Origin of the sequence: Streptomyces roseicoloratus (assembly GCF_004117935.1) — a bacterium.
In the GTDB taxonomy this organism is placed as follows: Bacteria; Actinomycetota; Actinomycetes; order Streptomycetales; family Streptomycetaceae; genus Streptomyces; species Streptomyces roseicoloratus.
In genome coordinates, this window is record NZ_SDOY01000170.1 from 197,065 (window position 1) to 213,425 (window position 16,361).

Below are 16,361 nucleotides of genomic sequence, written 5' to 3' on the forward strand. Positions count from 1 at the left end.
CCACGCAGCCGGGTGCGGACGGCCGGGTGTCCACCATCGAATCTACCCGCGGGGGCCGACGGTGGTGTCAGGGGCTCCTGAACGGCGGCTCAGTCGGTGGGTCGGCCGGGGGTGTCGCCGGGGTCGTCGGGGTCGGTCTCGGGGATGACGGGTGAGCCGTGGTGCGACCACACCTTCCACCCCTCCGACGTGCGGCGGAAGACGTTGGTGGCGACGACGAGCTGGCCGACGAGGGGGCCGAGCTCGGCGCCGTCCTCGGGGGGTCCGCCGCTGAGGATGTTCTCGGTGCACGTGACGACCGCCACGTCGGTGGTGAGGGAGATCTCGACGTCGGTGAGGAAGAACTGGATGTAGTCGGTGTTGGCCATGATCAGCGCGTACGAGCGGAGGACGTCGCCGCGGCCGGTGAGGACGGGCCAGCCGGGGTGGACGCAGGAGATCTCGGTGGCGCCGTCGTCGAGCCAGAGGTCGGTGACGGTGTCGAAGTCGCCTTGTTCCATCGCTTCGTAGAAGGCGGTGTTGGCGGCTTCGACGGCGGCCCGGTCGGCTTCGCGGGTGCGGGTCACCTGGCTCCTTCGACGGCTCTGGCGACGCGTACGGCGTCGGCGGTGGCGCGGACCTCGTGGACGCGGACGGCCCAGGCGCCTTCGTGGGCGGCGATGGCGGAGACGGCGGCGGTGGCGGCGTCGCGTTCGCGGGCGGGGGGTGGGGCGGCGCCTTCGTGGGCGAGGACGTGGCCGAGGAAGCGTTTGCGGGAGGCGGCGACGAGGAGGGGGCGGCCGAAGGTGCGGAGCTCGGCGAGGTGGGCGACGAGGGCGAGGTCGTGGGGGGCGTGTTTGGCGAAGCCGAGGCCGGGGTCGACGACGATGCGTTCGGGGGCGATGCCGCCGTCGATGACGGCTTCCATGCGGGTGCGGAGTTCGGTGACGACTTCGGTGACGACGTCGTCGTAGACGGCGAGGCTGTTCATGTTGTCGCTGAAGCCGCGCCAGTGCATGACGACGAAGGGGACTTCGGCGGCGGCGACGGCGGGGACCATGCCGGGGTCGGCGAGGCCGCCGCTGACGTCGTTGACGAGTACGGCGCCGGCGGTGACGGCGCGGGCGGCGACGGTGGCGCGCATGGTGTCGACGGAGACGGTGACGCCTTCGGCGGCGAGGCCGCGGACGACGGGGATGACGCGGCGGAGTTCTTCTTCCTCGTCGACGCGGCTGGCGCCGGGGCGGGTGGATTCGCCGCCGACGTCGACGAGGTCGGCGCCTTCGGCGACGAGGTCGAGGCCGTGTTTGACGGCGGCCGTGGTGTCGAACCAGCGGCCGCCGTCGGAGAAGGAGTCGGGGGTCACGTTGACCACGCCCATGACCGCGCAGCGGTCCCACTCCGGCAGGCCGAGTGCCGTGCCTCGGTCGATCGTCGTACTCATGCGTCCAGCGTAGGGGGTGTCGGGCGTTTCGCCCGGGGGGCCGGGGGTGGGTTGCCCTGGGCCCGGTACGGGGGTGGGTTGCCCTGGGCCCGGTACGGGGGTGGGTTGTGCCGGGCTCGGTACGGGGGTGGGTTGCCCTGGGCCGGTGCGGGCCCGGGGGTGGGTTCAGGCGGCGCGGACGTCGTGCTCGGTCTGGGTGGGGACGATGTGGGCGCAGGGGCGGGGTGCGGGGGTGTGGGAGCGGCGGCGGAACGGCCGGGGGAGGGTGACGTCCACGAAGCCTTCGGCCTGCATGGCGGCGAAGCCGATGCGGGGGAGGTCGCGGCTTTTGCGGTAGACGACGAAGCGGGGTTCCCAGCGGGGCTGGAACTTGGCGTTGAACTTGTAGAGGGACTCGATCTGGAACCAGCGGGAGAGGAAGACGAGGAGTCCGCGCCAGAGGCGGAGGACGGGGCCGGCGCCGATCTTCTCGCCGCGGGCGAGGGCGGCGCGGAACATGGCGAAGTTGAGGGAGACGCGCTGGATGCCGAGGCGGGGGGAGTTCTGGAGGGCGGCGACGATGAGGAGCTCGTTCATGCCGGGGTCGGCGCTGCGGTCGCGGCGCATGAGTTCGAGGGACATGCCGTCGGGGCCCCAGGGCACGAAGTGGATGATGGCTTTCAGGTCGCCGTAGGGGGTCTCGGTGCCTTCGGGGTCTTCTTTGTGGGCGGTGGCTATGACCGCGTCGCCGTCGCCGGGGTCGCCGATGCGGCCGAGGGCCATGGAGAAGCCGCGTTCGTTGTCGGTGCCGCGCCAGTCTTCGGCGGCGCGGCGGACGCGGGCGAGTTCGCCGTCGGTGAGGTCGGCGACGCGGCGGACCTTGGTGGTGTAGCCGTTGCGTTCGATGCGCTTGACCATCTGGCGGACGTTGCGCATGGCGCGGCCGGAGAGGGAGAAGTCGGCGACGTCGACGATGGCCTCGTCGCCGAGTTCGAGGGCGTCGAGTCCGGTCTCGCGGGTCCAGACCTGGCCGCCGGTCTCGGAGCAGCCCATGACGGCGGGGGTCCAGGAGTGGGCTTTGGCTTCGTCCATGAAGCGTTCGATGGCGCCGGGCCAGGCTTCGACGTCGCCGATGGGGTCGCCGCTGGCGAGCATGACGCCGGAGACGACGCGGTAGCAGACGGCGGCCTTGCCGCTGGGGGAGAAGACGACGCCCTTGTCGCGGCGGAGGGCGAAGTGGCCGAGGGAGTCGCGGGCGCCGTGCTTGTCGAGGAGGGCGCGGAGGCGGGTCTCGTCGTCGTCGGTGAGCCGGGCTGCGGGGTGTTCGGGCCGGAAGGCGAGGTAGATGGTGGTGAGGGCGGTGAGCATGCCGAGGGCGCCGAGGGAGTAGCCGACGGTCCAGTCGCTGCCGCCGGTGTAGGCGATGGGGCCTTCGACGCCGAAGAGTCCGTAGAGGACGTGTTCGAGGCGGTCGGTGAGGCTGGGGTTGCCGATGACGCGGCGGGGGTGGGCGCTGACGATGACGAGGCCGAGGGCGAGGGATCCGGCGCCCATGAGGACGAAGTTGGTGAGGGCGCGCCAGCGGCTGCGGGGGTCGGGCAGGGCGGCGAACTGGTCGCGGTGGCGGACCAGGAGCGCGAGGAGTGCCAGGGAGAGCAGGGCGCCGGTGACGGAGTGGCGCCAGACGAACTGGGCGGCGGCGCCGAGGGGCAGCAGGACGACGGCGGCTCGCCAGGCGCGGCGCTTGTGGCGCTTGAGGCCGTGGGCGAGGAGCAGGAGCAGGACGCCGGCGCTGAGGGAGAGGGCCGCGGAGAGCGGGCCGAGGGTGCCGGGGAGGACCTCGGCGACGGCGTGCATGCGGCTGGTGCGGAACCGTGGGAAGACGCCCGCGGCGATGTCGATCAGGCCGATCAGGGTGCAGGCCGTGCCGACGAGTGCCGGGACCTTCTCCGGCCGGGGGCCGCGCAGAATCCGGCGTACCCGATCCGGAACCGATCCGGATTTGTCCCCATCTACCGTGACAGACATCGCTTCCCGTGCTTTCCCGTGGTTTCGCGAGAGATCCTTGGTCCCTCCGCGGCCGCGTTGGTCGGGCGGGCCGTTCTGGAGGTTTGCGCCTTCTAGGACGGGGCGGCGGTGGGGCGGGTTCACTCGCCGCCGGGGAAATCTCAGGGAAAATTCAGGAAGGAAGCTCGGACGTCTCATGGGTCTCACCAGCAACAAAGTTCTCGCGCTGGCGGTCGCGCTGGCCGTGGTGCTGTTCGTCGCCACGGTCTGGTTCTGGCCGCGGCTTGCGCGCGGTGGCTGGAAGTCCGTCCTGGGGCGGGTCGGACTGCTGCTCGCCACCCAGCTGGCGCTGTTCGCCTCGGTGGGTCTCGCGGCGAACAACTCCTTCCTCTTCTACGGCTCGTGGGCGGACCTGTTCGGTCAGGAGCAGGACATGGGCGTGGTCGTGGACCACTCGGCCGGTTCGAAGGACGTGAAGGTCGTGTCGACCCAGGCGATGGACGTGCCGGGCGGCGGGCGTCCCGCGGTCGGGGGACAGATACAGAAGATCGTCATAGCGGGCGAGAAGTCGAAGATCGACTCGTCGGCGTACGTGTACCTGCCGCCGGAGTACTTCCAGGACCGGTACGCGAAGGCGACGTTTCCGGCCTCGGTGGTGCTGACCGGCTACCCGGGCACGGCCGAGAACCTGCTGAAGGGCCTGAAGTACCCGAAGACGGCCTACCAGCAGGCCAAGGACGGGAAGATGCGGCCGATGATCCTGGTGATGCTGCGGCCGACGGTGGCGCCGCCGCGTGACACCGAGTGCGTGGACGTGCCGGGCGGTCCGCAGACCGAGACCTTCTTCGCGGAGGACCTGCCGAAGGCGATCTCCGAGACCTACCGGGTCGGGACGAAGGCCCGGAACTGGGGTTTCATGGGGAACTCGACCGGCGGCTACTGCGCCCTGAAGATCGCGCTGCACCACCCGGACCGGTTCGCTGCGGGCGCGGGCTTCTCCGCGTACTACAAGGCGGCCGAGGACGTGACGACCGGCGACCTGTTCCACGGTGACGAGGCGGCGCGCAACCGGGCCGACCTGCTGTGGAGCCTGGAGCACCGGCCGCAGGGCGATTCGTCGTTCCTGGTGACGACGTCGAGGCGGGGCGAGGGCAACCTGAAGGGGACGCGGGAGTTCATCCGGAAGGTGAAGGCCCCGGCGCGGGTCTCCTCCATCACGCTGGACAGCGGCGGCCACAACTTCAACACCTGGAACCGGGAGATCCCGCCGGGTCTGGTGTGGATGAGCGGGCGGCTCAGCGCGAGCTGACCTCCGTGGTCGCGGCGGTACGGCGCAGGGCGCGGTGGACGCCGGCCGCGGTGAGCGAGCCGAGCACCCGGCCGGGCTCGCCGGGGGCGTGCACGGCGACCCGCCCGGCGTCGTGCTGGAGGAGCGCGGCGAGCGCGTCCTTGAGGGAGGCGCCGAGGGGGACGGCGGGGGCGGAGTCGGAACCGGTGGTCGCGCCGGAATCGGAGCCGGTGGTCGCGCCGGCGTCGGAGCCGGGGGCGGGGGCGGGGCTCGCGTCCGGGGTGCCGCCGGTCACCGCGCGGCCGGCCGCGTCCGGGGTGGTGCCGGCCGCCGGGTCGCCCGTCGTGCCCGCGGCAGGGATTCCGGCCGGCTGTTCCAGGTCGGCCTCGGTGAGCGGGGTGACCGCGAGGCGCTTGAGGCCGCGGTCCGCGCCGACGAAGTCGGCGACGTACGGGGTGGCGGGGGCCGCGAGGACGGTGGCCGGGGTGTCGAACTGCTCGATGCGGCCCTGTCCGTAGACGGCGATGCGGTCGCCGAGCCGGATCGCCTCCTCCAGGTCGTGAGTGACGAGCAGCACCGTCTTGCGGACGGTGGCCTGGAGTTTCAGGAACTCGGTCTGCAGCCGCTCGCGCACCACCGGGTCGACCGCGCCGAACGGCTCGTCCATGAGCAGCACCGGCGGGTCGGCGGCGAGCGCGCGGGCCACGCCGACGCGCTGGCGCTGGCCGCCGGAGAGCTGCTCGGGATAGCGGTGGCCGTACGTGCCGGGGTCGAGGCCCACCAGGTCGAGGAGTTCGGCGGCGCGCTCGCGGGCCCTGGCCTTCTTCCAGCCGAGCAGGGCGGGGACGGTGGCCGTGTTGTCGAGGACGGTGCGGTGCGGGAAGAGGCCGACCTGCTGGATGACGTAGCCGATGGTGCGGCGGAGGCGGACCGGGTCGACGGTCGCGATGTCCTCGCCGCCGAGCAGGATGCGGCCCGAGGTCGGCTCGACGAGCCGGTTCACCATCTTCATGGTGGTGGTCTTGCCGCAGCCGGACGGGCCGACGAGCGTGACGAGTTCGCCCTCGGCGACGTCGAAGGACAGTCCGTCGACGGCGGTCGTGCCGTCCGCGTAGCGCTTGGTGACCTGCTCGAACCGGATCATGGTTCCCCATTCTGACCCGTCGCGGCCCGCATGGTGTGAAGGAAGTATTTCCTCATCGTGGCGGTCCGCCGTGATCCCCGGAGATTGTCGGTGGCGGGGGTTAGGGTCGCCGGAGGACGCACGAGCGTATGGCACACGGGTGTGCGGGCATACGGGTGTACGCCGCACGGGCGTGCGGGTGTGCGGACGTCGGGACGTGCTCGGCGACGGGGAGGTGGACGCATGGCCGCGGCGAACTGTCTGGTGACGAACGACTGGATCTGCGGCGCGTACCTGCGCACGCGCTCCCAGGAGCTGACCGACGCCACCCTCCAGCATGTGGGGATCACCGTGGCGTCGGTGCTGCTCGGGCTGCTCGTCGCCTTCCCGCTCGCGCTGCTCGTGCGGGCGCGGCCGAGGTTCGCGGGCCCGGTCCTCGGGCTCACCACCCTGCTCTACACGATCCCTTCGCTCGCGATGTTCTCGCTGCTGCTGCCGTTCCTCGGGCTGTCCTCCGCGCTCGTCGTGACCGGCCTCGTGCTGTACTCGCTGACCATCCTGGTGCGCGGCGTCCTGGCCGGGCTCGCGGCCGTGCCCGCCGAGACCCGCGAGGCCGCCCGGGGCATGGGCTACGGGTCGGGGCGGCTGCTCTGGGAGGTCGAACTCCCGCTCGCGCTGCCCGCGCTGATGGCCGGGATACGGATGGCGACGGTCTCCACGATCGCGCTCACCACGGTCGGTTCCCTCGTCGGCCGCGGTGGCCTCGGCAACCTCATCGAGGAGGCGCTGCCGACCTTCTTCAAGGCCCAGGTGCTCGCCGCCTCCGTGCTGTGCGTGCTGCTCGCGGTCGCCGCCGACCTGCTGCTCCTCGGGCTCCAGCGGCTCCTCACGCCCTGGACGCGGATGCGGGCCGGCCGGGCGGGGGGTGCGTGAGATGGGGATCCTCGCGGACACCTGGACCTGGCTCACCACCGGCGCCAACTGGTCGGGCGAGAGCGGGGCGGGGCACCGGCTCGCCGAGCACCTGTACGTGAGCGGGACCGCGCTGCTGCTCGCCTGCGCCCTCGCCCTGCCGCTCGGCCTGTGGCTCGGCCACCTCGGCAGGGGCGGCACGGTCGCGGTGAACGTCTCCAACGCGGGCCGGGCCGTGCCCGTGTTCGCGGTGCTCGCGCTGTTCATGGTCTCGCCGCTGCGCAACGCCGGCTACGTGCCGACGGTCGTCGCGCTCGTCCTGTTCGCGATACCTCCGCTGCTCACCCACGCCTACGTGGGCGTGCGGGAGGTCGACCGCGCGGTCGTGGAGGCCGCGCGCGGCATGGGCATGTCCGGCGGCCAGTTGTTCCGCGGCGTCGAACTGCCCCTCGCCCGCCCGATGCTGATGACCGGACTGCGCTCCGCGGCCGTGCAGGTGGTCGCGACGGCGACCGTCGCCGCCATGGTCGGCCAGGGCGGCCTCGGCCGGATCATCACCGCCGGGTTCCACACGTACGACACACCGCAGGTGGTCGCGGGCGCCGTGCTCGTGGCCCTGCTCGCCCTCCTCGTGGAGGCGCTGCTCGTGGCAGCGGACCGGCTTCTCGGCCGCCGCGCCGCACGACCGAAGGGATGATCTTTGTGACCAGGGCGTTGCGCAGGACGGGGGCCGTGACCGGCGCGGCGGTGCTGGCCGTGTCGCTCGCCGCGTGCGGCGGCGGGGACAGCCTGGAGAAGTCCCGGCCGGGCGCCGGGGACGGCGGGAGCGGAAGCGGCGGTGGCAAGGGGACGCTCGTCGTCGGCGCCGCCGCGTTCACCGAGTCGAAGATCCTCGCCGAGCTGTACGCCCAGGTGCTCGACGACGCCGGTTACTCCGCGAGCGTCACCACCGTGAACAATCGCGAGCTGTACGAACCCTCCCTGGAGAAGGGCGAGATCGACGTCGTACCGGAATACGCGGCGACGCTCGCGGAATTCCTCAACGCCAAGGTGAACGGGCCGAAGGCGCCCGAAGAGAAGCCGGTCGCCTCCGGCGACCCGGCGGCCACCACGGAAGCCCTCAGGAAGCTCGCCGAACCGCGCGGACTGAAGGTGCTCGCGTTCGGCACGGCCGTCGACCAGAACGCCTTCGCCGTGAGCAGGGAATTCGCGGAGAAGAACAAGCTGAGCACGCTTTCCGATCTCGGCGCGGCCAAGCTGAAGGTGAAGATCGCGGCCGGTGACGAATGCGAGGTCCGGCCCTTCTGCGCACCCGGCCTGAAGACGACCTACGGCATCGACGTGACGGGCGTCGACCCCAAGGGAGTCGGCACCCCGCAGGCAAAGCAGGCCGTGAAGGACGGCATCGACCAGCTGGTGCTCACCACCACGACGGACGCCACCGTCGAGTCCTTCGGACTGGTCTTCCTCCAGGACGACAAGAAGCTGCAGAACGCCGACAACGTGCTGCCCGTCGTCAATGCCAGGGACGCCGGTTCGCCGGAGATCGCCGCCGCCCTCGACAAGATCACCAAGGTGCTGACCACCGCGGATCTCGCCGAACTCAACCGCAAGGTGGACGCGGAGCGGGCGAAGCCCGAGGACGTCGCCCAGGCCTATCTGGAGTCGAAGGGGCTGCTCAAGAAGTAGGCACCGGGTAAGGGGAGTCGGCCGGTCCCGGGCGGGAATGGCGAGGGGCCGGACCGGCTACGGCGAGAACTCGCCAAGAGATTGCCGGGCCGACACCCCACACGGCGCCTACGCACGGTAAATTTCAGGCCATGCCACGTGGACGCCACCGCCATTCCCCGCCTCTGCACAAGCTCCTGCCGCCCTCCGCGGTCGCCGGGGCTTCGGTCGTCTGTGCCGCGGTCGCCTGGCTCTTCGGTGACCCCGTGGTGCTGCGGCTGCTCGTCGCGGCCGCGGCGGCGGCCACGGTCACCGGCGCCGTCCTCATGCGCAGTTGGGACCGCGGCGCCGGGCGCCAGGTCGCCGAGCTGACCCGGGCCCGCACCGCGGACCAGTGGAAGCACGAGGAGCGGATCGCCGAACTGGAGTCCGACCTGGAGGAGTCGCGCGAGCTGCGCACCCGCCTCGACGCCAAGCTGCGCGCCAAGCGCGTCGAGCTGGCCGGTCTGCGCACCGAGCACGCCGACCTGCTGCGCCGGTACGCCACGGCCGAGACCGAGCGGGCGAGCGCGCTGGAGGGCCGCCGGGTGCTCGCCCTGGAGAGCTCCGCCACCACACAGGCCAAGGCCCTGCCCGCCGCCGGGTCCACGCCGACGCCGGAGGCCTACCGCCGCGCCGCCGAGGCCCTGCGGAAGCTGGCGTCCTGCTCCGAGCCGGACCCGGACCCGCAGGCGGCCCCGGAGACGGCCCCGGCGCCGGAGCCGACGACGGCTTCCGCGCCGGAGGCGGCACCCGCGCCGGACGCGGCCACGTCCGGCGCGCCGGACGGCCGGCACGCCCAGGACGCGGCCGGCGCCCAGGGCGCCCACGACGCGGGCGACGCCCACGACGCCCACACCAAGGCGCCCGCGATGCGCCACGTCCCGGCCGCGGCCGCGATCGTCCCGTACGCCGCGCGCCGCCCGGCCCCGCGCCCGACGGGCGGGTTCGACTACTTCGGCACGCTGGGCGCGAAGAAGGCGGCCGCGGCCATCGAGGCCGTGCAGAACACCGACCTCGCCGACGTCGTCGGCGAGGAGGTCCTGGCGTCCGCCGCGCGCCCGGCGGACCGTCAGGCGGTCGGCCAGGTCATCGACCTCACCGCGCACGACGAGACCGAGCAGCTCGACGTGGCGGAGCTGCGCGGCGCGGTCAGCTCGTAACGAGGCCGGGGCCGGCCCGTACCCGGCCGCGGTCCGCACCCCGGCCGCGGTCCGCCGCCGTAAGCCGCGGTCCGCCGCCGTCGGCCGCGGTCCGCCGCTACTTGTCGATGTCGCCGACGACGAAGAACAGCGAGCCCAGGATCGCCACCATGTCGGCCACCAGCGTCCCCGGCAGCAGCTCCGTCAGCGCCTGGATGTTGTTGTACGACGCCGAGCGCAGCTTGAGCCGGTACGGCGTCTTCTCGCCCTTGGAAACCAGGTAGTAGCCGTTGATGCCGAGCGGGTTCTCGGTCCACGCGTAGGTGTGGCCCTCCGGCGCCTTGAGGACCTTCGGCAGCCGCTGGTTGATCGGCCCCTGCGGCAGCCGCTCCAGCCGGTCCAGACAGGCGTCGGCCAGCTCCAGCGAGTTGTGGGTCTGCTCCAGCAGGCACTCGAAGCGGGCCAGGCAGTCGCCCTCGGTCCGGGTCACCACCCGCAACGTGTCCCGCAGCTCCCCGTACGCGAGGTACGGCTCGTCCCGGCGCAGGTCGAAGTCGACGCCCGAGGCACGGGCGATCGGCCCGGACACCCCGTACGCGTGCACGGTCTCGGCCCGCAGCACCCCCACCCCGCGCGTCCGGCCGCGGAAGATCTCGTTGCCGAGCACCAGCCGGTCGTACACGTCCATCCGCGACCGCACGTCCGCGACCGCCTGCCGGGCCCGGGCGAGCCAGCCGGCGGGCAGGTCCTCCTTGAGGCCGCCGACCCGGTTGAACATGTAGTGCATCCGGCCGCCGGAGACCTCCTCCATGACGGCCTGGAGCTCCTCGCGCTCGCGGAAGGCGTGGAAGACCGGGGTGATGCCGCCCAGCTCCAGGGGGTACGAGCCGAGGAACATCAGGTGGTTGAGCACCCGGTTCAGCTCGGCGAGCAGCGTCCGCGTCCACACGGCCCGCTCCGGCACCTCCATGCCGAGCATCCGCTCGACCGCCATGACGACACCGAGCTCGTTGGAGAACGCGGAGAGCCAGTCGTGCCGGTTGGCCAGCATGATGATCTGCCGGTAGTCGCGGGCCTCGAACAGCTTCTCCGCCCCGCGGTGCATGTACCCGATGACCGGCTCGGCCTCCCGCACCACCTCGCCGTCCAGCACCAGCCGCAGCCGGAGCACGCCGTGCGTGGAGGGATGCTGCGGCCCGATGTTCAGCACCATGTCGGTGCTCTCCGCCGCCCCGCCGATTCCGACCGTCGTCTCCGTCATGCCCGTCAGTATCCCCTGTCGTCCCGGACGCGCTGCAGCAGCCACAGGAAGTCGCCGAGACCTCCCCGGGCGGTCAGTTCCGCCGCCTCGCCGGCGCTCGCGAGGGCACGGACGTAGCCGGCGGGGTCGGCGGAGGCGAGGGCGAGCGGAGGCCGCGGGCCCGCCACCCCGAGGCCGCGGAGAACCTCCCGCTGGCCACGGATGACGGCCGGCCGGGCGGCGGCCGCCTCGCCCGCCGCCGCGCACGCGTCCAGTGCCACGTGGGCCGTCAGGTCGCGGCTCCCGTCCGGGACCGGCGTGGTCTCCCGGCCGTGGCGGAAGGCGGTCAGGGTGCCGAACGGCGGGCGGCCGGTCCCCAGGTGGGCGTAGTCGACGGCGACCGCCGTGCCCGCCACCAGGGCGGACACGGCCGCCGCCCAGGCCTCGTCGCGCGGCCGGCCGATCTCCGCGCGGTCGCCCGGCTCCCGCAGCGGCCACCAGCGCTCCAGCCACTCCGCGTCCGGACCGGTCACCTCGCCGCCCAGCCGCTCGGTGCCGTCGACGCGCACCTCGACGTAGCGGACGGTCCCGTCGTCGTCGGTCTGCGCCACGTCCACCGGCACGTTGTCCAGCCACTCGTTCGCGAAGAGCAGGCCCCGCTCGCCCCGCGGGACCTGCCCCGTCCAGGTGATCGACGGGTCCAGGCCCTCCGGCCGGGCCGCGCGCTCCACCCCGTACGGGCGGACCCGCAGACCCTCGGGGACCGCCGCGAGCACACCGGTGAGGAGCTCGCCCCGTCCCGCGCCGACGTCCACGAACGCGAGCTCGTCCGTGCCCAGCTCCTCCGCGACCTCCGCCAGGAGCCGGGCCACGGCGCCCGCGAACAGCGGAGAGGCGTGCACCGAGGTGCGGAAGTGCCCGGCCGGCCCCTCGGGGCGCAGGAAGAAGCCCCCGGGGCCGTACAGCGCCCGTTCCATGGCCGCCCGCCACCCCAGCCACCCGTCCCACTGACACGTCTCATCCGTCACGAGCCCCAGTCTCCACCTTGGGGAGTACGGGCCTCGCGGGAAGGATCGACCCCACGGTTGACCCCTGCACCTATCCCCTTTCCCTACGCTGGGTCACGTGCAGCGCCTCTACGACTTCATCCGCAGACACCCGACGGGCGTCGACACCTTCTGGGCGTTCGTCCTGCTGGGTCTCTCCCTGCTGTGGGTGGCGTCGGCCCCCGCGGGGAGCGAGGAGGGCGAGGGCTCGCCCCTCGCGTACACCGCGGTCGCCGTCCTGTTCTCGCTGGTCGTGGCGCTGCGCCGGCGCATGCCGGAGAAGATGCTGCTGCTCTCGGTGGCCCTGGGCGTCGCCCAGCTCGCGTTCGGGCTGCTGCCGTTCATGGCCGACTTCGCCATGCTGGTGATCATCTACACCGTCGCCGCGCACGACGGCCCCCGCTGGGCCTCGCGGCTCGCGCTCGCCGGCGGTCTGAGCGCCGCCACCCTCTCCCAGCTGCGCTGGCCGCTCGAGGGCGGCAACGAGTCCTCCGCGGCCAAGGTCTTCTTCACGGTGATCATGACCGTGCCCTTCGCCCTCGCCTGGGTCCTCGGCGACTCCCTGCGCACCCGCCGCGCCTACTTCGCCCAGCTGGAGGAGCGCGCCTCCCGGCTGGAGAAGGAGCGCGAGGCACAGGCCAAGGTCGCGGTCGCCGCCGAGCGCGCCCGGATCGCCCGCGAACTGCACGACGTCGTCGCCCACAACGTCTCCGTGATGGTGGTGCAGGCCGACGGCGCCGCGTACGTCATGGACTCCTCGCCCGAGACGGCCCGGCAGGCGCTGGAGACCATCTCCTCCACCGGCCGCCAGGCGCTCGCCGAGATGCGCCGGCTGCTCGGCATCCTGCGCACCGGCGAACACCAGGAGGCCGGGGAGTACGTGCCCCAGCCCGATGTGGAGCAGATCGAGGACCTGGTCGAGCAGGTGCGGGGCGCCGGGCTCGCCGTCGACTTCAAGATCGAGGGCACGCCGCGGCCGCTGCCCAGCGGCGTCGAGCTCACCGCGTACCGGATCGTCCAGGAAGCCCTCACCAACACCCGCAAGCACGGCGGCCCCGACGTCGGCGCCAGCGTCCGCCTCGTCTACTTCGACGACGGTCTCGGACTGCTCGTCGAGGACGACGGGCGCGGGGCGCCGCAGGAGATGTACGAGGACGGCGGCGCCGACGGGCGCGGCCACGGCCTGATCGGCATGCGCGAGCGCGTCGGCATGGTCGGAGGCACCCTGGACGCCGGCCCGCGCCCCGGGGGAGGCTTCCGCATCAGCGCCCTGCTCCCCCTCAAGCCCGTCCACTGACGTCCCCCCGAGCCCCCACTGACGTCCCCTCGGGACCGCCCGCCGACGGTCGGCCCCCGACGACCCCTAAGGATCATCCCCATGTCCATCCGCGTGATGCTCGTCGACGACCAGGTGCTGCTGCGTACCGGTTTCCGCATGGTGCTCGCCGCCCAGCCGGACATGGAGGTCGTCGCCGAGGCGGGCGACGGCGTGGAGGCCCTGGAGGCCCTGCGGAACACCCGGGTCGACGTCGTCCTGATGGACGTGCGCATGCCCAAGCTGGACGGCGTCGAGACGACCCGGCGGATCTGCTCGGAGCCGGACGCGCCGAAGGTGCTGATCCTCACCACCTTCGACCTCGACGAGTACGCCTTCTCCGGGCTGAAGGCGGGGGCGAGCGGCTTCATGCTGAAGGACGTGCCGCCGGGCGAGCTGCTGGGCGCGATCCGCTCGGTGCACAGCGGTGACGCGGTGGTCGCCCCGTCCACCACCCGCCGCCTCCTGGACCGCTTCTCGCCGATGCTGCCGTCGACCACCGGCAGGGAGCCCGGCCACAAGGAGCTGGAGAAGCTCACCGAGCGGGAGCGGGAGGTCATGATGCTGGTGGCACAGGGCCTGTCGAACGGCGAGATCGCGGCCAGGCTCGTGCTGTCCGAGGCGACCGTGAAGACCCACGTGGGCCGCATCCTCACCAAGCTGGGCCTGCGCGACCGCGTCCAGGTCGTCGTCCTCGCGTACGAGACGGGCCTGGTCCGCGCGGGCGGCGGCCCGGCCGGCGGCGGCCCGGCCGGACGCTGAGGACGGAACCGGCGTGCTCCTCTGGATCAACGGGCCGTTCGGCGGAGGCAAGACGCAGACGGCGCACGAGCTGCGGCGGCGCCTGCCGGGCGGTGTCGTCTGCGACCCCGAGCACGTGGGCTTCGGCCTGCACCGCGCGCTGCCGCCGGGACTGCGGGGCGACTTCCAGGACCTGCCGGCGTGGCGGCAGGGCGTGTACGAGGTCCTCGACCTGGCGCTGCGGCGCCACGACGGGCCCGTGATCGTCCCGATGACGGTCGTCGAACCGGCGTACTTCGCCGAGACCGTCGGGCGGCTGCGGGAGACGCACGGCGACGAGCGCGTGCGGCACGTCGCGCTGCTGGCCGAGCGCGACACCGTCCTGAAGCGGCTCACGGAACGCGGCCTCGGCCGCGGCCTGAAGCGCGAGAGCTTCGCCGTACGGAAGCTGGACGGCTGCCTGGAACGCCTCGCGGCCCCCGAGTTCGCGCACCACATCCGTACGGACGAGCTCACCGTCCCGCAGGTCGCCGACCGGGTCGCGGAACTGGCGGGCCTGCGGCCGGCACCGAACACGGACGGGCGGCTGCGACACCGGCTGCGCCGGATGAGGGTGGGCCTCTCCCACATCCGCTTCGACTAGGTCGGTCGCTTCCTTCGGATCCGGGTCGGCGCCCTGGACGGTTCCCGCGGGACCCACGCCCTAACGCAGCACGGACTCCAGGAAGTCGCTGCCGACGCGGGCCACCACCGAGAAGTCCAGCTGGTGCAGCACGTACCGGCCGCGGCGCTGGGTGGTGAGCATGCCCGCCTTCTTCAGGACGGAGAGGTGCCGGGAGACCTCCGGGGCGGTGATCCCGTGCGCGTCGGCCAGCTCGCTCGTCGAGTACGGGCCGCGGGCCAGACTGCGGCACAGCCGCATCCGCATCGGGTGGGCGATGGCCTCCAGGCGCAGCTTGACCGTCTCGACCGGCTCGGCGCCGCCGATCTCGCGGGCGGCAGCCGGATACAGGATCACCGGCTGCCAGCCGGGCGCGCACACCGCCATCAGGTGCGGCCAGCCGAAGGCCGTCGGCATCATCGTCACGGCCCCGCCGTGGGCCTCGGTGCGGGCGTGCACCAGCTTGTCGACGACGATCCGGGAGCCGCGCGCGTCCTCCTCCAGGGAGAGCGCGGGCGACGCGGCCGTCAGGGCCTCGGCCAGGCCCTTGCGGCGCAGCAGCTCGGTCTTGTGCCGTGCGTCGGCGGTGAGCTGGACGCGGACCCGGCGCCAGGTGTCGGCGAAGAACGCCTGGTCGCAGTCCTCCAGGAGGCGGCGGATCCACGCGCGCGTGGCGGTGGGTTCGGCCAGCATCCGCTCCACGAACGCGGACTGGCGGGGGCCGCGGGCGGCGGCGAGGTCGAGGGCGCGGCGCCGCGACCGCTCGTCGACGAGCGGGGAGGGGATGCCGTCGGAGTAGCGGCTGCTGCAGGAGATCTCCAGGGCCGCGCCGACGAACTTCTCGTCGTCCATGCGGTCGAGGTCGTCCAGCTCCTCGGCCAGGGTCTCGCGGGGCTGCGCCGGGAGCAGGAAGTCGGAGCGGGTGGACCGCCACATGAAGTCGGCCTCGTGGAGCCGGTCGGCGAGCTCGGGCTTGAGCGCGGCGGCCGTCGCGGTCGTCCAGGCGTGCAGCCGGGCGTGGTGCGCGGGCTCGGCGAGGGCGTGCAGGGCGTTGCCGAGCTCGGCGAGGGGCGAGGGGCAGAAGGTGATCCGCTCGGGCGGCAGTCCGGTGATGTCGATCGTCACGCTCACGTCCCTATGGTGCGGGGTGGGGCGGGGGAGGCGTCGCGCCGTTTGACGAGGCCCGTCAATCGGCGGGCGGGCCGGCGGGCGCGGGGCGCACGGTGGGCCCATGAACGCGCTCCACCAGCACCTTCTGGACAGCTACCGCGCCGCCCGGCACGGAGAACCCGCCCCACCGGTGCCCGGCGCCCACGACGTCACCGCCCTCCGCACGGCCCGCGACGCCCACCGCATCACCTCCGTACCGGCCGCCCGCCCGGCCACCACCCGCCTCCGCCGGACCCTCCACAAATGGCTCCACCAGAACACGCACTAGCCGAACCAGGCCCCGCTTGACGGGAGGGCGCGCTGTGGGGCCGCCGTGGGGGCCAGGACTCCCGCTCGGCGGGAGGGCGCGCTGTGGGGCCGCTGTGGGGGCCTGGACCTCCGCTTGGCGGGAGGGCGCGCTGTGGGGCCGCTGTGGGGGCCTGGACCTCCGCTTGGCGGGAGGGTGCGCTGTGGGGCCGCCGTGGGGGCCAGGACTCCCGCTTGGCGGGAGGGCGCGCTGTGGGGCCGCTGTGGGGGCCTGGACCTCCGCTTGGCGGGAGGGTGCGCTGTGGGGCCGCCGTGGGGGCCAGGACCCCCGCTCGGCGGGAGGGCGCGCCGTGGGGTGTCC

16 protein-coding genes are annotated in these 16,361 nt (G+C 73.2%); 9 read left to right on the forward strand and 7 right to left on the reverse strand.

The features are described from left to right. Nucleotides 1-89: 89 nt before the first annotated feature. The 3 genes from ESG85_RS30670 to ESG85_RS30680 all read right to left on the reverse strand — a co-directional run bounded on the left by ESG85_RS30670 (nucleotide 90) and on the right by ESG85_RS30680 (nucleotide 3,430). Nucleotides 90-500: a nuclear transport factor 2 family protein gene (locus ESG85_RS30670; protein WP_246095442.1), complete on the reverse strand. Its 411-nt coding sequence runs from the start codon at nucleotides 498-500 to the stop codon at nucleotides 90-92. 62 nt (nucleotides 501-562) lie between these two features. Further along, nucleotides 563-1,423 (reverse strand): dihydropteroate synthase, encoded by an 861-nt coding sequence (folP, locus tag ESG85_RS30675; RefSeq protein WP_128984423.1) that lies wholly within the window; start codon nucleotides 1,421-1,423, stop codon nucleotides 563-565. A 165-nt stretch (nucleotides 1,424-1,588) separates the two neighbouring features. Further along, nucleotides 1,589-3,430, reverse strand: coding sequence for a phosphatidylglycerol lysyltransferase domain-containing protein (locus ESG85_RS30680; protein ID WP_128984424.1), 1,842 nt, complete (start codon nucleotides 3,428-3,430; stop codon nucleotides 1,589-1,591). Between the two features lie 175 nt (nucleotides 3,431-3,605). On the opposite strand from ESG85_RS30680, the gene ESG85_RS30685 reads away from it, so the two are divergent. Further along, nucleotides 3,606-4,718 carry an alpha/beta hydrolase gene (locus ESG85_RS30685; protein WP_128984425.1) on the forward strand — a complete coding sequence of 371 codons (1,113 nt, stop codon included), beginning with the start codon at nucleotides 3,606-3,608 and terminating at the stop codon, nucleotides 4,716-4,718. On the opposite strand, the gene ESG85_RS30690 is transcribed toward ESG85_RS30685, so the two are convergent. Then, nucleotides 4,705-5,841: an ABC transporter ATP-binding protein gene (locus tag ESG85_RS30690; protein WP_128984426.1), complete on the reverse strand. Its 1,137-nt coding sequence runs from the start codon at nucleotides 5,839-5,841 to the stop codon at nucleotides 4,705-4,707. The two genes, ESG85_RS30685 and ESG85_RS30690, sit on opposite strands and share 14 nt — an antisense overlap. Before the next feature lie 222 nt (nucleotides 5,842-6,063). On the opposite strand from ESG85_RS30690, the gene ESG85_RS30695 reads away from it, so the two are divergent. The 4 genes from ESG85_RS30695 to ESG85_RS30710 all read left to right on the forward strand — a co-directional run bounded on the left by ESG85_RS30695 (nucleotide 6,064) and on the right by ESG85_RS30710 (nucleotide 9,602). After that, the gene (locus ESG85_RS30695) at nucleotides 6,064-6,753 is read left to right on the forward strand and encodes an ABC transporter permease (RefSeq protein WP_128984427.1); all 690 of its coding nucleotides are present in this window, start codon (nucleotides 6,064-6,066) and stop codon (nucleotides 6,751-6,753) included. A 1-nt stretch (nucleotide 6,754) separates the two neighbouring features. Further along, nucleotides 6,755-7,429: an ABC transporter permease gene (locus tag ESG85_RS30700; RefSeq protein WP_128984428.1), complete on the forward strand. Its 675-nt coding sequence runs from the start codon at nucleotides 6,755-6,757 to the stop codon at nucleotides 7,427-7,429. Beyond that, entirely contained in the window at nucleotides 7,426-8,421 is a 996-nt protein-coding gene (locus ESG85_RS30705) for an ABC transporter substrate-binding protein (protein WP_181019160.1), read from the forward strand. Before ESG85_RS30700 ends, ESG85_RS30705 begins: the two co-directional genes overlap by 4 nt. Before the next feature lie 131 nt (nucleotides 8,422-8,552). Continuing rightward, nucleotides 8,553-9,602, forward strand: a complete 1,050-nt coding sequence (locus tag ESG85_RS30710; protein ID WP_128984430.1) for a hypothetical protein — start codon at nucleotides 8,553-8,555, stop codon at nucleotides 9,600-9,602. A gap of 97 nt (nucleotides 9,603-9,699) precedes the next feature. On the opposite strand, the gene ESG85_RS30715 is transcribed toward ESG85_RS30710, so the two are convergent. Both ESG85_RS30715 and ESG85_RS30720 read right to left on the reverse strand, forming a co-directional pair. Next, the gene (locus ESG85_RS30715) at nucleotides 9,700-10,842 is read right to left on the reverse strand and encodes an NADH-quinone oxidoreductase subunit D (RefSeq protein WP_128984431.1); all 1,143 of its coding nucleotides are present in this window, start codon (nucleotides 10,840-10,842) and stop codon (nucleotides 9,700-9,702) included. A 5-nt stretch (nucleotides 10,843-10,847) separates the two neighbouring features. Continuing rightward, nucleotides 10,848-11,798, reverse strand: a complete 951-nt coding sequence (locus tag ESG85_RS30720) for an SAM-dependent methyltransferase (protein ID WP_128984479.1) — start codon at nucleotides 11,796-11,798, stop codon at nucleotides 10,848-10,850. A 148-nt stretch (nucleotides 11,799-11,946) separates the two neighbouring features. Here ESG85_RS30720 and ESG85_RS30725 point away from each other — a divergent pair, with 148 nt between their 5' ends. The 3 genes from ESG85_RS30725 (at nucleotide 11,947) to ESG85_RS30735 (ending at nucleotide 14,566) form a co-directional block, all read left to right on the forward strand. Beyond that, nucleotides 11,947-13,164, forward strand: a complete 1,218-nt coding sequence (locus ESG85_RS30725; RefSeq protein ID WP_128984432.1) for a sensor histidine kinase — start codon at nucleotides 11,947-11,949, stop codon at nucleotides 13,162-13,164. A gap of 81 nt (nucleotides 13,165-13,245) precedes the next feature. Next, the gene (locus tag ESG85_RS30730; RefSeq protein ID WP_128984433.1) at nucleotides 13,246-13,944 is read left to right on the forward strand and encodes a response regulator transcription factor; all 699 of its coding nucleotides are present in this window, start codon (nucleotides 13,246-13,248) and stop codon (nucleotides 13,942-13,944) included. Between the two features lie 13 nt (nucleotides 13,945-13,957). After that, nucleotides 13,958-14,566: an AAA family ATPase gene (locus ESG85_RS30735; protein ID WP_128984434.1), complete on the forward strand. Its 609-nt coding sequence runs from the start codon at nucleotides 13,958-13,960 to the stop codon at nucleotides 14,564-14,566. Nucleotides 14,567-14,626: 60 nt separating this feature from the next. Here ESG85_RS30735 and ESG85_RS30740 read toward each other — a convergent pair whose 3' ends face one another. Continuing rightward, nucleotides 14,627-15,715, reverse strand: a complete 1,089-nt coding sequence (locus ESG85_RS30740; protein WP_128984435.1) for a DUF5937 family protein — start codon at nucleotides 15,713-15,715, stop codon at nucleotides 14,627-14,629. Between the two features lie 100 nt (nucleotides 15,716-15,815). Between ESG85_RS30740 and ESG85_RS30745 the strand changes: the two genes are divergently transcribed. Beyond that, nucleotides 15,816-16,022 (forward strand): hypothetical protein, encoded by a 207-nt coding sequence (locus tag ESG85_RS30745; protein WP_128984436.1) that lies wholly within the window; start codon nucleotides 15,816-15,818, stop codon nucleotides 16,020-16,022. Nucleotides 16,023-16,361: the final 339 nt, after the last annotated feature.

Bases quoted from the DNA above. Each gene is read 5' to 3' on its own strand.
- ESG85_RS30670 (WP_246095442.1), bottom strand. From the start codon at position 500: ATGGAACAAGGCGACTTCGACACCGTCACCGACCTCTGGCTCGACGAC.
- folP (WP_128984423.1), bottom strand. From the start codon at position 1,423: ATGAGTACGACGATCGACCGAGGCACGGCACTCGGCCTGCCGGAGTGG.
- ESG85_RS30680 (WP_128984424.1), bottom strand. From the start codon at position 3,430: ATGTCTGTCACGGTAGATGGGGACAAATCCGGATCGGTTCCGGATCGG.
- ESG85_RS30685 (WP_128984425.1), top strand. From the start codon at position 3,606: ATGGGTCTCACCAGCAACAAAGTTCTCGCGCTGGCGGTCGCGCTGGCC.
- ESG85_RS30690 (WP_128984426.1), bottom strand. From the start codon at position 5,841: ATGATCCGGTTCGAGCAGGTCACCAAGCGCTACGCGGACGGCACGACC.
- ESG85_RS30695 (WP_128984427.1), top strand. From the start codon at position 6,064: ATGGCCGCGGCGAACTGTCTGGTGACGAACGACTGGATCTGCGGCGCG.
- ESG85_RS30700 (WP_128984428.1), top strand. From the start codon at position 6,755: ATGGGGATCCTCGCGGACACCTGGACCTGGCTCACCACCGGCGCCAAC.
- ESG85_RS30705 (WP_181019160.1), top strand. From the start codon at position 7,426: ATGATCTTTGTGACCAGGGCGTTGCGCAGGACGGGGGCCGTGACCGGC.
- ESG85_RS30710 (WP_128984430.1), top strand. From the start codon at position 8,553: ATGCCACGTGGACGCCACCGCCATTCCCCGCCTCTGCACAAGCTCCTG.
- ESG85_RS30715 (WP_128984431.1), bottom strand. From the start codon at position 10,842: ATGACGGAGACGACGGTCGGAATCGGCGGGGCGGCGGAGAGCACCGAC.
- ESG85_RS30720 (WP_128984479.1), bottom strand. From the start codon at position 11,798: ATGGAACGGGCGCTGTACGGCCCCGGGGGCTTCTTCCTGCGCCCCGAG.
- ESG85_RS30730 (WP_128984433.1), top strand. From the start codon at position 13,246: ATGTCCATCCGCGTGATGCTCGTCGACGACCAGGTGCTGCTGCGTACC.
- ESG85_RS30745 (WP_128984436.1), top strand. From the start codon at position 15,816: ATGAACGCGCTCCACCAGCACCTTCTGGACAGCTACCGCGCCGCCCGG.